The organism is Nocardia sp. NPDC049935 (genome assembly GCF_055586645.1).
Genome location: NZ_JBVJHV010000008.1, coordinates 193881 through 208743 on the forward strand (window position 1 = coordinate 193881; position 14863 = coordinate 208743).

The 14863-nt window shown below is 67.8% G+C and carries 14 protein-coding genes and 3 tRNA genes; 6 read left to right on the plus strand and 11 right to left on the minus strand.

Translation table 11 applies throughout. The features are described 5' to 3' along the window. Positions 1 to 20: 20 nt before the first annotated feature. The 3 genes from ACZ6SF_RS27600 to ACZ6SF_RS27610 form a co-directional block, all read right to left on the minus strand. Complete coding sequence (locus ACZ6SF_RS27600) at positions 21 to 521, minus strand: single-stranded DNA-binding protein (protein WP_466065850.1); 501 nt, start codon at positions 519 to 521, stop codon at positions 21 to 23. A 186-nt stretch (positions 522 to 707) separates the two neighbouring features. Next, the gene (locus ACZ6SF_RS27605) at positions 708 to 1676 is read right to left on the minus strand and encodes a threonine/serine dehydratase (protein ID WP_466065852.1); all 969 of its coding nucleotides are present in this window, start codon (positions 1674 to 1676) and stop codon (positions 708 to 710) included. Next, a complete protein-coding gene (locus ACZ6SF_RS27610) occupies positions 1677 to 3716 on the minus strand; it encodes a bifunctional copper resistance protein CopD/cytochrome c oxidase assembly protein (protein ID WP_466065854.1) in 2040 nt (679 codons plus the stop codon). It abuts the gene before it with no gap. 136 nt (positions 3717 to 3852) lie between these two features. On the opposite strand from ACZ6SF_RS27610, the gene ACZ6SF_RS27615 reads away from it, so the two are divergent. From ACZ6SF_RS27615 to ACZ6SF_RS27630, 4 genes are all read left to right on the plus strand, one after another. Further along, a tRNA-Arg gene (locus ACZ6SF_RS27615) sits at positions 3853 to 3926 on the plus strand. 180 nt (positions 3927 to 4106) lie between these two features. Then, positions 4107 to 4910 (plus strand): mycolate reductase, encoded by an 804-nt coding sequence (cmrA, locus tag ACZ6SF_RS27620; protein WP_466065856.1) that lies wholly within the window; start codon positions 4107 to 4109, stop codon positions 4908 to 4910. 80 nt (positions 4911 to 4990) lie between these two features. After that, the gene (gene orn, locus ACZ6SF_RS27625) at positions 4991 to 5665 is read left to right on the plus strand and encodes an oligoribonuclease (RefSeq protein WP_466065858.1); all 675 of its coding nucleotides are present in this window, start codon (positions 4991 to 4993) and stop codon (positions 5663 to 5665) included. 53 nt (positions 5666 to 5718) lie between these two features. After that, positions 5719 to 5791, plus strand: a tRNA-His gene (locus ACZ6SF_RS27630). Positions 5792 to 5858: 67 nt separating this feature from the next. On the opposite strand, the gene ACZ6SF_RS27635 is transcribed toward ACZ6SF_RS27630, so the two are convergent. The 6 genes from ACZ6SF_RS27635 to ACZ6SF_RS27660 form a co-directional block, all read right to left on the minus strand. Beyond that, complete coding sequence (locus ACZ6SF_RS27635) at positions 5859 to 6560, minus strand: DUF4389 domain-containing protein (RefSeq protein ID WP_466065860.1); 702 nt, start codon at positions 6558 to 6560, stop codon at positions 5859 to 5861. A gap of 152 nt (positions 6561 to 6712) precedes the next feature. Then, positions 6713 to 7762, minus strand: a complete 1050-nt coding sequence (locus ACZ6SF_RS27640) for a mechanosensitive ion channel family protein (protein WP_466065862.1) — start codon at positions 7760 to 7762, stop codon at positions 6713 to 6715. 113 nt (positions 7763 to 7875) lie between these two features. Next, entirely contained in the window at positions 7876 to 8196 is a 321-nt protein-coding gene (locus ACZ6SF_RS27645) for a hypothetical protein (RefSeq protein WP_466065864.1), read from the minus strand. Positions 8197 to 8260: 64 nt separating this feature from the next. Beyond that, positions 8261 to 8650 (minus strand): hypothetical protein, encoded by a 390-nt coding sequence (locus tag ACZ6SF_RS27650; protein WP_466065866.1) that lies wholly within the window; start codon positions 8648 to 8650, stop codon positions 8261 to 8263. Continuing rightward, on the minus strand, positions 8650 to 9834 hold the full coding sequence (locus ACZ6SF_RS27655) for a fatty acid desaturase family protein (protein ID WP_466065868.1): 1185 nt from the start codon (positions 9832 to 9834) through the stop codon (positions 8650 to 8652). Before ACZ6SF_RS27655 ends, ACZ6SF_RS27650 begins: the two co-directional genes overlap by 1 nt. A 50-nt stretch (positions 9835 to 9884) precedes the next feature. Further along, entirely contained in the window at positions 9885 to 10943 is a 1059-nt protein-coding gene (locus tag ACZ6SF_RS27660; protein ID WP_466065870.1) for a ferredoxin reductase, read from the minus strand. 175 nt (positions 10944 to 11118) lie between these two features. Between ACZ6SF_RS27660 and ACZ6SF_RS27665 the strand changes: the two genes are divergently transcribed. Beyond that, positions 11119 to 11727: a TetR family transcriptional regulator gene (locus ACZ6SF_RS27665; protein WP_466065872.1), complete on the plus strand. Its 609-nt coding sequence runs from the start codon at positions 11119 to 11121 to the stop codon at positions 11725 to 11727. Positions 11728 to 11730: 3 nt separating this feature from the next. Here the strand turns inward: ACZ6SF_RS27665 and ACZ6SF_RS27670 are convergent, their stop codons facing one another. Continuing rightward, positions 11731 to 13068, minus strand: coding sequence for an MFS transporter (locus ACZ6SF_RS27670; protein ID WP_466065874.1), 1338 nt, complete (start codon positions 13066 to 13068; stop codon positions 11731 to 11733). A gap of 167 nt (positions 13069 to 13235) precedes the next feature. After that, positions 13236 to 13308: transfer RNA gene (locus ACZ6SF_RS27675), tRNA-Lys, on the minus strand. A gap of 309 nt (positions 13309 to 13617) precedes the next feature. Here ACZ6SF_RS27675 and ACZ6SF_RS27680 point away from each other — a divergent pair. Next, entirely contained in the window at positions 13618 to 14823 is a 1206-nt protein-coding gene (locus ACZ6SF_RS27680; protein ID WP_466065876.1) for a L,D-transpeptidase, read from the plus strand. Positions 14824 to 14863: the final 40 nt, after the last annotated feature.

Genomic DNA, 14863 nt, shown 5'->3' on the forward strand with positions numbered 1-14863 from the left:
CGTCGTACATCGGTCTGGTTTCATACGTCGGCGCATCCGGCCCGGTCGTCCCGGGCCGGCGGTGCCGCCGGCGTCACGTCCTGGTCCCCCACGCCCCCGTTTCCGGTTTCCCCAGCGTGGGAACCGGTGGAATTATTCCCGGTGACCGGGGGATTCCCGGATCGCCGACGCGTCACCCGGGCGGTGCAGCGGGTGAGATCCGGCCCCACCGTATGCGCCCGCATCTCGAGGTCACGGCGCTCGGCGCCCTCCCGGGTACGGTACTCGTTCGATCGGAGCTGGCCCTGCACGATCACCGGATCACCGCGCCGGATGGAGGCGTCCACCCCCGCGACCAGCCGCCGCCGGCAGCTCACCGTGAGGAACAGGATCCCGTTGTCCACCCATTCGCCGGAATCGTGGTCGAGCCGGCGGGCGGCGCTGGCCAGCCGGAAGCTGACCGTCTGCTCACCGCTCGGCAGCTCCCGTTTCACCGGTTCGGTCACCACGGTACCGACCACCGTCGCCACTGCTTCGTACATATCCCACCCCTTCGTCCCCACCCGGTGTATCCGGGCCGGCCCCGCCCCGCGATCCGGGACGACTCCATCGTCGCCCGCCCGGCAGCGCCGCGGAGACCACCACCACGATCTGTGGACAACTTCCCCGCCGCCGTCCCCCTGTGGACAACTCGCCCGCGGCGACGCCCGCCGACCGGGGTCCGGCCGTCAGAGCACCGGGAGCTCGGTATTCGCCCCGCACAGCACCACCACCGGCCGTTCCCCCTCCGCCGGCACATACGCGCCGCTGAGGATCGCCGCCAGCGCCACCGCGCCCGCCAGTTCCACCACGATCCGGAACTCCCGCCAGAGATACTCCCGGGCCTCGGTGATCGCGTCATCGGTCACCAGCTCGGATCGCACGCCGTAGCGACGGCACACATCGAGGGAGATCTCGCCGATCCGCGACGCTCCGAGTGCGTCGGCGGTGATACTCGACACGCCCACATCGACCGGTTTCCCGGCAGCCAGCGCCGCGTGCAGGGTCGGAATCCCTTCCGGTTCCACTCCCACGATCTCGCGGCGGCGGCCACCGGCCGCGGCGATACCGCCGATCAGACCGCCACCACCGACGGCGACCAGTACGGGCGGCCGGCCGCGGACCTGTTCCTCGATCTCCAGGCCGATCACCCCCGCCCCGGCGACCACGGCGGGCAGATCGTAGGCGTGCAGTTGCAGGGCGCCGCGTTCGGCGGTGAGTTCGCAGGCGTGCTCGTAGGCCTCGGCGTAGGTGGTGCCGTACCAGCGGACCTCGGCTCCGTGCGACCACATCGCCGCGACCTTCGTATGCGGCGCCGATTCGGGGACCACCACCGTGCAGGTCTTGCCCATACCGGCCGCGGCCAGCGCCGCCGCGATACCCGCGTTCCCGCCGGAGGCGATCACCACATGTTCCGGGCAGATCCGTTCCGAGAGCAGCGCGTTGTAGCTGCCGCGCACCTTGAAGGTGCCCCCGTGCTGCAGGTACTCCAGTTTCAGGGTGACCGGTACCGGCCCGAACGGACCGGGTACGACGGTATGGAACACCGGGGTCTTGCGGATACGCCGTCCCAGCCGGCGCCGCGCCGCCCGGACATCCGACCGGTAGATACGCCGGAGCGGGTGCACGGGTGTCAGCGGGGTCTTCTGCTCGGTCATCTACCTACTCGCCCGATCTCGCTTGGCCAATTCGGCGAACATGGCGTTGTGCGCGGCGAGATCGGCGTCGTCGTCGCGCTCGGCGGCCCGGTCGGTACGCCGGGCCAGCCGCTCGTCACTGCGTGACCACTGGATCAGCAGCGCGAGCATCACCACTACCAGCGGCACCTCACCGCTCGCCCATGCCAGGCTGCCGCCGGTGCGCTGATCGCCCAGCAGATCAGTGTGCCAGTCGAGGGCCAGGCTGCGATAGAACCAGCCGCCGAGGACCGTGCTCATTCCCATCAGCACCACGCCGAAGAACGCGTGGAACGGCAGCGACCCGAACACCATCGCCAGCCTGGTCAGCGGCTCCACCCGCCGGGGTTTGGGGTCGATACCGATCACGACCCAGTAGAAGAGGTATCCGCTGACCAGGAAATGCAGGTTCATCAGCAGATGCGCGGCGTGGGAATCGACGAAGGTGTCGAAGATACCGCCGAGATACAGAGCGTAGAAACCGGCCACGAACACCACCGACGCGACGATCGGATGCGTGAGGAAGCGCGAGACCGGGTTGTGCACGGCGGCGAGAATCCATTCCCGGGGCCCCGGCGCCCCGCCGCGACCCGCCGGCGGGAGCGCGCGCAGCGCCAGCGTCACCACGCCGCCGAGCGCCAGCAGGATCGGCACCAGCATCGACAACGCCATATGGGCGCCCATATGGACGCTGAACATCGCGGGCCCGTACCGGCCCACCCCCGAAGAGGTCGTGAACAGCAGGATCGCGCAGCCCAGCAACCAGGCGACGGTCCGGCCGACGGGCCAGCTGTCGCCGCGGGCGTGCAGGCGGCGGACCCCGAGGAGATACAGCACCGCCAGCACGATCGCGAGGGTGCCGAAGATCAGGTCGAACCGCCAGTCGAACAGCAGCCGCGCCACGGTCGGCGGGCCGTCCAGGGTGTAGCCCAGTTCCACCTCGACCGGGGTCGGCACGGCGGTCGGCGGAGGCGGCGGCGTGCGGCCCAGCCCTACCGCCAGACCCATGGTCGCGGCGAAGAGCAGCATCTCCACCCCGGCGAAACGCACCAGAGCCCGGCGGTCCCCGGGGTCGGCTGCCAGCGCCGGGAGCGCGGCCCGCCGCTGGAACCAGCCGACGACACCGAGCGCGGCCAGCGCCGCGACCTTGGCCAGGACCAGCCGCCCGTAGGTGCTGGTGAACAGTTCGTCCCAGGGCACCCGCACCCAGGAGTTCACCACGCCGCTCACCGCGAGCACCACGAACGACACCGCCGCCACCGGGGAGAACCGGCGGGCCGCGAGATCGGTGTGCGTACCGTCACGCAGCGCGTTGACCAGCACCGCGATCAGTCCGCCGACCCAGACCGCCGCCGCGATCAGATGCAGGATCAGGCTGTTGGTCGCCACATCGTGGGAACCACCCGAGGACGAATGCCCGGTGAGCGCGAGCGGCATCATGACCGCCAGCGAGGCGGCGAACAGGACCGGGGTCCATCCCCAGCGCAGCACCAGGCGGCAGGCCACGGCCAGGAGCAGGGCGCAGATCGCGGTGAGCCGCCAGGTACCGGCGAGTTCGATCTCGTCGATCACGCCCCACAGATCCTGTGGCGCGAGCATTTCGGTGACCGGGCGGCCGGTGCTGTCCGAAACCGTCAGCGGCACCAGCAGCGCGGCGCATACGGCCCAGGCGCCCGCGAGCACCGAGGCCCGCCGGACAGCTCGGTAGCCGCCGGTGTCGAGCAGCCCGCCGCGCTGCGGTGGAACCAGGAATGCCGCGAACAGCAGCGCGCCCACTGTCAGGGCGGCGAACAGGTCGGCGAGCGCCCGGACGGCGGGCAGTCCGTAGGTGGTCAGCGGACCCGGGTCGGGTATGCCCAGCAGGCCCAGCGCCGCGGCGGCGGACAGGCTCACCACAGCGACGGCGACCAGCGCCGCCAAGGCTCCCGCCACCACCGTCAGCACCGCCGGGACAGTCGCCGTACCGGCCGGCCCACCGGCCTCGGTGACTGGTTCGGCGGCGGAGGCCTGGGCTGACGACATAGGTTCGAGGGTAGTTCGACGGGTCCCGACAGGCCCGGCCGGGCTGTTCTGCGGGCAGCCCAAAACAAACGATCCGGACGATCGCTACACTTTTCAGCTGGACAACGCGCCCGTTGTCCGCGATGGTGGAACCACTGCCTCCGTAGCTCAGTTGGATAGAGCAAGGGCCTTCTAATCCCTAGGTCGCAGGTTCGATTCCTGCCGGGGGCGCTCCACCCACCCGACTGAGCTGCTCAGGCCAGTCGGAGTGGGTTTACCCACTCCTTCAGAACTCCAAACACACCCTCCGCACAGAGAGTTCGGATTCTCCCGGGACGCCGCCGTGGCCCCGGTTCGCGGGCCGGCCGCCGTGCCGAGCCGGTCCCGGCGGGCCTGTCCTAGGGTGACGGAATGGGTTTGCCTTCGCCTACCGCCGATAGCCGCGCCGTCGTCACCGGCGCCTCCTCCGGTATCGGAACCGCTCTGGCCACCGAGCTCGCGCGCCGCGGGTACTCGCTCGTACTGGTCGCGCGGCGCGGCGATCTGCTCGACGATCTCGCCGAACGGCTCACCCGCACGCACGGAATCACCGCGGAGGTCCGGGCCGTGGACCTGGCCGACCGCGCGCAGCGTGCCCCCCTGTCCGAGGAACTGGCCGGACGCGAGATCTCGATCCTGTGCAACAACGCCGGTATCGCGACCTTCGGCCCGCTGGCCGGACTGGATCCCGCATACGAACGCGACCAGCTCGAACTCAATGCCGTGGCCGTGCACGACCTGACGCTGGCGGTGCTACCGGGCATGCTGGCGCGCCGCGCGGGCGGAATCCTGGTGAGCGGATCGGCGGCCGGGAACATGCCGATTCCCAACAACGCCACCTATGCCGCGAGCAAGGCCTTCGCCAATACGTTCACCGAATCGCTGCGCGGTGAGCTCAAGGGTTCGGGCGTGCACATCACCCTGCTCGCCCCCGGTCCGGTACGCACCGAAATGCCCGACCCCGCCGAGGCGTCCCTGGTCGACCGGATGGTCCCCGACGCACTGTGGGTGTCCTCCGACTACACGGCGCGGCTGTCGCTGGACGCCCTGGCCCGGAACAAGATGCGGGTGATCCCGGGCGTGATCGGCAAGGGGATGAGCGTCGCCGGAAACTACGGTCCACGCGCGCTCACCGCTCCCATCGCGGGCGCGTTCTACAAGAAACTCGGCGGCTGAGCCCCGCCCACACGCCCGGCGAATACCGCAGACCGTACGAATGCGCGTGACGCGGTGCCGGGCTGATTAGGCTGGTACGAGTGTCCGACAAACTGATCGTGTGGATGGATTGTGAGATGACCGGGCTCGACCTGGTCACCGACAAGCTGATCGAAGTGGCCGCCCTGGTGACCGACAGCGACCTCAATGTGCTCGGCGACGGGGTGGATATCGTCATCCACGCCGACGACGAGGCGCTCGGCGCGATGCCGGAGGTGGTCGCCGATATGCACGCCCGGTCCGGGCTCACCGAGGAGGTGCGCCGGTCCCCGGTCACCCTGGCACAGGCCGAGCAACAGGTGCTCGATTACGTGATGCAGTACGCGCCCACCGCGCGGACGGTGCCGCTGGCCGGTAACTCCATCGCCACCGATCGCGGTTTCCTCGCCCGGGATATGCCGCGTCTCGACGAACACCTGCACTACCGGATGATCGATGTGAGTTCCATCAAGGAACTGTGCCGCCGCTGGTACCCGCGGATCTATTTCGGCCAGCCGGAGAAGGGTCTGGCCCACCGCGCACTCGCCGATATCCAGGAGTCGATCCGGGAGCTCCGGTACTACCGCCGCACGGCTTTCGTTCCCGCTCCGGGCCCGTCGACGGCGGAGATCGGCGCGATCGCCGCCGAGGTCAGCACCCAGGCGCGGGAAGATCTGGCCCCGTTATCCGGTGCGGACGAATCGGCGCAGGTCACCGCCACACCGGAAACCGATTAGCTAACGACGGGGTAGACACGCTAGTATCTAGGCCGCCGGTGTTTCCGGCGATGGTGAGTGTAGTTCAGTTGGTAGAGCACCAGGTTGTGATCCTGGCTGTCGCGGGTTCGAGTCCCGTCACTCACCCTGAGAAAGCCCGAGGGTTCACGCCCTCGGGCTTTTTCCTTGTCCCGGCCGGGTACGCGGTGAGCGATCAGTCGGCGGGCTTTTCCGGGTCCACCACCGGCACAGCCACATCGCGGGCGCCCTGATCCAGCCGGAACGGCGGATACTCGTCGCGCAACAGCGACGCGTAGACCTGGACCCGCAGTATCCAGCGGTTGATTCCCATCACGAAATCGAACAGGCCCTGGGAATAGCGGGCGACGAACAGCAGTCCGACCAACGCGACCAGGGTGAGCACGCCGATCAGCGGTACACCCATGGCACTGGCCATACCGTCGGCGTCGTCGTAGTCCACCACCCAGGCGGCGCCGGTCAGCCCGCCGATGATCAGGTAGTGCGGGATGGCCAGCAACCACCATTTCACCAGAACCAGGCCGCGGTGCAGGGTCTGTGGATAGTCGACGTCGAGATCCGCCGGATAGGTCTCGTCGAGTGCCAGCGAGAACGGCGGGTACTTATCCGTTCCGGCCGGCGACCAGGCGTAGTAGGAGACGCGCCACGACCAGCGCATCACGCCCACGCTGTAGTCGAACAGCGCACGCGGATACCGGCCGGTGAACAGGATCGCGAAGAACGCGATCAGCGTCACCACGGCGTAGCCGATGTGCAGGAAGAACAGGACTATGTAGTGGGGTATGGCCAGAATCCATTTCACGATCCACATCCAGCGCGACAGCGCGGGGTCCAGATCGCCGCGGATACGGACCGGATAACCGGCGGGAGCAGGCATCGTGATCAACGCTCCTTCGAGTGTGCTCGTCCCGGCCGGCCGGATGAGGCTCGGCCGTACCTCAATTGTGAGCTATAACACACTCATTCGGGCTCTGTGCCGGATACCGACACGCCATCGAGATCAGGAGCGCCGCGCAGGCCTTCGGACCCTCAGCGCACCGGGGTCTTCTCGAACCCCTCCAGCGGCGCGATCCGCGGCAACGCGCCGGGATGCTTGTCGTTGAGCCAGCCGATCAGTTCCTCGCGCACGGCACAGCGCAGCGACCACACCGCGTCCGAATCGCGCCCGGTCATCGACGCGCGGACCTCGATTCCGGTGGGGGTGCTGTCGGTGACCAGCAGATTCCAGCTGCGGCCGTCCCAGTCGGGGTGATCGCTCAGATACTCGTAGAGATGTGCGCGCAGCTCCGAGACCGGGGTGCTGTGGTCCAGATGCAGGAAAACCGTGCCGGTGAGCTCCGGCCCGCCGCGGGACCAGTTCTCGTAGGGCTTGCTGTTGAAGTAGGACACCGGCATGGTCAGCCGCCGGTCGTCCCAGATCCGGACGGTGAGGAAGGACAGCGTGATCTCCTCGACGGTGCCCATCTCCCCCTCCACCACGACCGTATCGCCGATCTTCACCGAATCGCCGAAGGCGATCTGCAGACCGGCCATGAGATTGCTCAGGGTGGACTGGGCGGCCACACCGGCGATGATGCCGATGATGCCGGCCGAGGCCAGGAGCGAGGTGCCCAGTACCCGCAGTTCCGGGAACATGATCAGCATGGCGATGGCCGCGGTGGCCACGGCCAGCACCGAACTGGTGATCCGGCGGATCAGGGTGAACTGGGTGTTCAGCTGCCGGACCCGGCGCGGGTCGCGGGCGCGGCGGGAATAGGTGTTGAGCAGGCCGTCGGCGACCGCGTCGGCGATATTGACCACCAGCCAGACCGCCGACATGGTGACCATGGTGGCCAGCACGTTCAGGATGACGGCATCCTGTCGGAGGTCCAGTTCCGCGAGGGGGTAGGTGAGCCGGAGCGCGGCGAATCCGAGGAACAGCTGTAGTGGGAGCTGCATCCGGCGCAACATCCCCGGAACCGCGGTCTTGGGGTGCCGGGTCGACCAGAACCTGAGGCCACGGTCTATCGCCCAGCCGATCGCGATCGTCACGGCCAGCGTGCCCCCGAACACGATCAGCAGCCGTAGTACGTTCTCCACTGCGCCCACTCCTTGCTCATCGATCGTTGCTATCCCCCGAACAAGGCTACAGTTCGATAACGGTGGGTCACCACCGGTCACGGGAATGCGATCGCGGCATCTCCCGTCACGGGCTACTCCGGCGCCCGGCCCTGCGCCGAGTACAACCGCACCTCACCGCCGTCGCCGAGGAAGGCGTTGACCAGCATCACCCGCTCGGCACGCAGTTCCGCGGGGTCCGGCGCCGTGGTGGTGATGGAGATCTGCGGAATGGCGGCCCAGTTGACCACATACCGCTCCGGGGGCCCGGCGTCGTCGGAGAGGCGGGCCAGCCGGAAGACCGAGACGGTTTTGCGCTCCATGAGACCCCGCACCACCTCCGCGATCCGCTCCGGATCCTCGAGCGCGAACAGGAAGCCGAAGGTCAGCTCCGGGGAGGAGATATAGGCGGGCACGAACCTGAGGTTAGCTCATGGATAACCGCCCGGTGAGTTGTCCCACCGGGCGGTTGTCCGGACCCTATCGGTCCTGTTTGCCGTACGGACCCGGTTCCGCGGCGCCGGCGTCCACCACGTCCGCGTCCACCACATCGGCGTCCACCACACCCGGTCCGGCCACTTCACCGTCGATGACATCGTCCGCGTGGCCGGAGCGCCGGTCATCCGCGTGGTCGCCGGCGGCCGGATCACCGGCCACCTCCGCACCGGTTTCCCGGGCGTCCGCGGCGTCGCGACGGGCGGCGGCCGCGGCCTCGTTCATCTCGATCGCGTCGGTGATCCACTCACCGATCTCACGCGTCACCTCGGCGACGGTGCCGGTGATGATCCCCGCGATATTGCCGACCCGGCGCGCACCCGAGGAGGTGAGTTCCTGGATCAGATCCTTGTTGGCCTCGAATTTGCCGATCATCACACGCCCGCTTTGGTTGGACTCTGCTGACGCATCACGATAACACCGGGCTCGGGACGTTTCCGCAGTACAGCGGGCAGGAACCGGGCGAAGCGGGACTCGGTGAACTGCGGCGGCAGGGCCAGCTGGAAGATCTTGGCCCAGACCGAACCGATCTGCTTGCCCAGCGGCCCGGTGTTGTAGGGCAGCCCGAACTTCTCGCACAGCGCCCGGACCTCCGGCGCGATCTGCGGGTAGCGGTTGGCCGGCAGATCGGGGAACAGGTGGTGCTCGATCTGATGCGACAGGTTGCCGGACATGATGTGGAACAGCGGGCTACCGGAGATATTGGCCGAGCCCAGCATCTGGCGCACGTACCACTCCCCGCGCGTCTCCTCGGCGGTCTCGTCCTCGGTGAACGACTGCACGCCGGAGGGGAAATGGCCGCAGAAGATGATCGAGTAGGCCCACAGGTTGCGCACGATGTTCGCGGTCGCGTTCCCCGCCAGGGTGGACAGGAACAGCGGCCCCGACAGCAGTGGGAAGGCCACATAGTCCTTGAGCACCTGCCGGCCCGATTTCCGCAACTGGCCCTTGAGGAGCGGTTTGAGCTCGGCCCAGCTGCGCTTGCCCTTGACGATGTTGTCGGCTTCGAGATCGTGCAGCATCACGCCCCACTCGAAGAAGACCATCAGCAGGAACGCGTACAGGGGGTTGCCCAGGTAGTACGGGTTCCACTCCTGGCCCTCGTCGATACGCAGCACGCCGTAGCCGATATCGCGGTCCTTGCCGTGGATATTGGTGTAGGTGTGGTGCATGTAGTTGTGCGAATGCTTCCACTGGTCCGCCGGGCAGACGGTGTCCCATTCGAAGACCCGGGAGTTCAGCCCCGGTTCACGCATCCAGTCGTACTGACCGTGCATGACGTTGTGGCCGATCTCCATATTGTCGAGGATCTTCGACACGCTCAGCGCGGCGACGCCGGCCAGCCAGAACGGCGGCAGGAAGCCCAGGTACATCAGGCCGCGCCCGGCGATCTCGAATCCCCGCTGGGCCTTGATGATGTCGTAGATGTACTCACGGTCGCGGGCGCCCAGATCGGCGACCACCCGGTCGCGCAGTTCGTCGAGGGCGCGGCCGATCTCCTCGACCTCCGCGGGCGAGAGGACCAGCGGTCCGTCCTTGGTCTCGGTGAGGATGGTCATCTGTTCTCCCCTTCGTTTCCAGATGTCGGTGGCGGTGCAGCGGTGTGCACTCAGATGTCGATGTCCACGTCGCCGACGGCGGCCTGGACGCAGAGTTGGATCGGCTGATCGGGGTCGGATTCCAGTTCGCCGGTACGCAGGTTGCGGGTGCAGCCGCTGCGCCGCACCGAGGTGCAGGAGAAGCAGATACCCATGCGGCAACCGAATTCCGGCGTCAGTCCGGCGCCCTCGGCCTGCTCCAGCAGCGATTCGCCGGCGTTGTCCGCGGTGACCCCGCTGGCGGAGAACGTCGTTGTCCCGTGCACGTCCGCGCTGTCGACCGGTACGGCCGTGGCGACGAACTCCTCGGTGTGCAGGCGTTCACCGAGATCCTCGGCGTCGAAGATCTCCCGCACCGACTCCATCAGCGGCGGCGGACCGCAGAGGTAGGTCTGCGCGTCGGCGAACCACGGGGCCACCCGGGTGAGCTCGTCGTAGGAGAAGCCGCGCCCGTCCTGCTCCGGGTACCGCATCTCGACCGAGATATTCGGGTGCGCGGCAGCGATTTCGGCCAGCTCCGCGCGATGCGGTACCAACTCCGGCGAACGCGCGTAGTGCAGGAAGACCACCGGGCCGGTGTATCCCTCGTCGGCGAGGGTGCGCAGCATCGACAGGACCGGGGTGATCCCGCTCCCGCCGCTGATCAGCAGCACCTGCTCCGGACGCCGCTCGGGCAGGTGGAAGACACCGGAGGCCGGTTCCAGATCCACGATCGCGCCGGGCCGGGCGTTCTCGTTCAGATAACGCGACACCAGCCCGTGAGGGTGTACCCGGATGGTGAGGTCGAGCCGGCGGCGCGGGTCGTGCTGGGAGTTCACCGGCGAATAGCACCGCGTCTGGCGCACACCGTCGATAACCACTCCCACCTGCACGAATTGCCCCGCACGCAGTCCCTTCCACTGCCGGGTCGGGCGCAGGCCCAGACGTAAGGTGCCCGGGACCGAACGGTCGACCTCGACGATGCGCGCTCGCATATCGCGCACGGTGAGCGTCGGGCGCACCAGTTCCAGGTACCGGTCCACCGGGTGCGGGGTGGTCAGGGTCTGCACCAGATCGAGAAGGGCCGCCATAGCCAGTTCTCCGTCCGTCCATCGGTCGCGTCACGTACTCGAACCATTTTCAGTGTACGTATGTACACTCAACTAGTGTGCCGGATACCCCGATGGAACTGTCAACCAGGAATCGGTGTGACGCGGACGACATATACGCGAGGGATGGATGGTGAACGGCTGTATGCTCACTGAAATGACCGATCAGGGAGCGAGCCGAGTCGAGCGCAAAGAGCGCACGCGGCAGGCCCTGCTCGACGGCACGCTGGCGCTGGCCGCCGAGCGTGGGTTCGGGGCCCTGAGCCTGCGGGAGATCGCCCGGTCGGCCGGTATCGTGCCGACTGCCTTCTACCGCCACTTCGACTCTCTGGACGACCTCGGCGCCACCCTCGTGGACGAAGGCGTCCAGGCCCTGCGTCTGGCACTGCGGCAGTTACGCCGCACCCCCGACGCCCGGCTCTCCGAAACGGTGCGCTTCGTGTTCGGCGAGGTCGGCGCGAAACGCGAACTGTACGGATTCCTGATCCGGGAACAGCGCGGGGGCACCGCCGCCCTGCGCACCGCGATCGCCCTGGAACTCCAGCTCATCGTGCGCGAACTCGTGGCCGATCTGTCCCGGGTCCGCGCGCTGGACACCTGGTCGCCCGGCGATCTCGAGATCGCGGCCGATCTGCTGGTCGCCACCGTGACCGACGGTATCGCCGACTACGTCTCGGCCACGCCCCGCGAGCAACAGCCGACCGTCGAGCGCACGATCGCGCAGGTCCGTCTCATCGCCCTCGGCATGGGCGTCTGGAAACCCTGACCGTCAGGCGACCGAGGCCGGGGCCGGCACCCGGCTGCCCCGATCGTCGGGCGCCGGGACCAGCAGCAGCGCGATCAGACCACCGGCCAGGACCACCAGCAGTCCGGCGATCCCGGCCCGGTCCGCGCCGAATATCCAGACGAACAGGCCGAACAGCGACGGCGACAGGAACGACGCCGCCCGTCCGGTGGTGGTGTAGAGCCCGAACAGCTGACCCTCCCGTCCCGGCGGCGTGAGCCGGGTGAGGAACGACCGCGCCGACGCCTGCGCCGGCCCCACGAACAGCGTCAGCGCCAGGCCGAAGATCCAGAACATGGTCACCCCGGACACCACCAGCAGCGCACCGCCGCACACCACCGCCGCGGCCAGCGACACCACGATCACCCGTTTCGGGCCGATCGAATCATCGAAGCGGCCGGCCACGATCGCGCCCAGCGCCGCCACGACGTTGGCCGCGACCCCGAACAGCAGGACATCGGAATCGCTGATCCCGTAGACCTGCACGGCCAGCACCGCCCCGAAGGCGAAAACCCCCGCGAGCCCGTCCCGGAAGATCGCGCTGGCCAGCAGGAACCAGATGACCCGGCGATCCAGGGCCCACAGCTCACGCAGGTCCCGCCACAACACCCGGTAGGAGGCGAAGAATCCGGCCGAGGCCGCCCCCGGGTCGGCGCCGGTCCGCCGGACCTCCGGTACCGCGAAGAACACCGGCAGCGCGAACACCGCGAACCAGAGCGCGGCCAGTAGGACCACCAGCCGGATATTGAGCCCGCCCTCGGTCGGAACCCCGAACAGGCCGCGTTCGTCGCCGTCGCCGGCGATGAATCCGAAGTAGCTGATCAGCAGCAGGAAGATCCCGCCGAAGTAGCCCATCGCCCAGCCGAACCCGGAGATCCGGCCGACCGTCGCCGGGGTGGACACCTGACGCAGCATCGCGTTGTACGGCACGGTCGCGAGTTCGACGAAGACGTGACCGAACGCCAGCAGCACCAGCCCCAGCCAGAGATAGTGATAATCGTCACGGACGAAGAACATGGCCGCGATCAGGCAGACCGTCACCGTGGTCATGATCGCCAGCGAACGTTTGCGATTGGCGGTCGCATCGAAACGCTGTCCGGTCACCGGGGCCGTCAGGGCCACCACCAGGCCCGCGATCCCGAGCGCCCAGCCCAGCCAGGCGCTGGCGGAGATACCGCCGGGCAGATCCTCGCCCACGCCGTCGGTGAGGTAGACCGCGAAGACGAAGGTCCCGATCACCGCGTGGAACGCGGCCGAACCCCAGTCCCACAGCCCCCACGCGGTCACCTGTCCGCGCCCCACCCGCGCGTCCGCCTCGCTCATACCGCGCACACTAACCGATCCTCGGGAAACCGGCCGGGCCTCGGCGGATGTAGGGCACAGCCACGTTCGAAATACGGGCCGGTAGCGGGTTGATCACATCTGACTGTCGCCCAACGCGAATCGTGATCGGGAACCCTATAGTCGGAACGGGTCCTGGAACCCTGAGGTGCGCCATCAGGGACTCGAACCCCGAACCCGCTGATTAAGAGTCAGCTGCTCTGCCAATTGAGCTAATGGCGCGCGCCCCGTCGTGCGGTGCGGGACAGACATTAACAGGCCCGGGCCGTAGAAGTGAAATCGATAGCGAGTCGGGCGGGTGTGAGCCGCGCGACGCCGTAACGGATACCGGCCCGAACCCTATGTGTAGGTGGGCCGCCCGGGCCCGGGGAGATGATCTTCGGTTGGGATCACCTCGGAACGGCTGGCAGAATAGTAGGACGTGGTCTCGACCGATCCCGCCGCTGCGGTGGGTCGAGGTGAGCAGGAAATCGGTCGGATCCGAAGCCATCGGCGCGGAGCGGGTGCGCCGGGACTTGAAACGGGGTTGATATGCGTACAGGTGATCGGCGCAGGCCGATCGGTCGGTTCTTCGGGCCGATTCTTCTCATCAGTTTGATCGCTTTGGTGATGTCCGGGTGTTCGTCCTCGGAAGCAGCGGACAAATCCGTCGCCATCGATCGCAACCCCATCACCGAACTCATCAAGCCCAAACTCGTCGCGCCCGTCAAGGACGGCGATATCGGCGTGTCGCCGGCTTCTCCGCTGAAGTTCGAGATCTCCGACGGCCTGTTCACCGATGTGGCCCTGCTCAACCCGGACGGCCAGCCGGTCGCCGGGGAGCTCTCCCAGGACAAGCGCAGCTGGAGCACCACCGAGCCGCTGGGCTACAGCAAGACCTACCGGCTGCAGGCGCGGTCGATCGGGTTGGGCGGCGCGTCCACCGCGGGGATGAGCTTCACCACGACGGCTCCCGGCAATGTCACCAAGCCCTACCTCGTCCCGGGCGAGGGTGAGGTCGTCGGGATCGGCCAGCCGGTCGCGATCCAGTTCGACGAGAACATCCCCGACCGCAAGGCCGCGCAGGACGCCATCACGATCAAGACCGAACCTCCGGTGGAGGGCGCCTTCTACTGGGTGAACAACCGCGAGGTCCGCTGGCGGCCCGAACACTTCTGGGCGCAGGGCACCCGCGTGGACATCAACGTGAACGTCTACGGCAAGGACCTGGGCAACGGGCTCTACGGCCAGGACGACATCACCTCGCACTTCGTGGTCGGCGATGCCGTGGTCTTCAAGGCCGACGACAATACGAAGATGGTCACGGTGGAGAAGAACGGCCAGGTCATCCGCACCATGCCGACGTCGATGGGCAAGGACGACACCCCCACCGACAACGGCGTGTACATCCTGGCCGACCGCCACGAGCACATCGTGATGGACTCCTCGACCTACGGTGTCGCGGTGAACTCCCCCGCCGGGTACCGCACCGATGTCGACTGGGCCACCCGGATGTCCTACAGCGGGATCTTCTTCCATTCGGCGCCGTGGTCGCTGGGCGCGCAGGGCAACACCAACACCAGCCACGGGTGCCTGAACCTGAGTCCCGAGGACGCCCAGTGGGTGTACAACACCGCCAAACGCGGTGATATCACCATCGTGCAGAACACCGTCGGGGGCACCCTGTCCGGGGTGGACGGCCTGGGCGACTGGAATATCCCGTGGTCGGAGTGGAAAGCCGGCAACGCCCAGACATAACGGCCGATCGCGACACAGCACCGGTGCCGGGCTCCCGCAG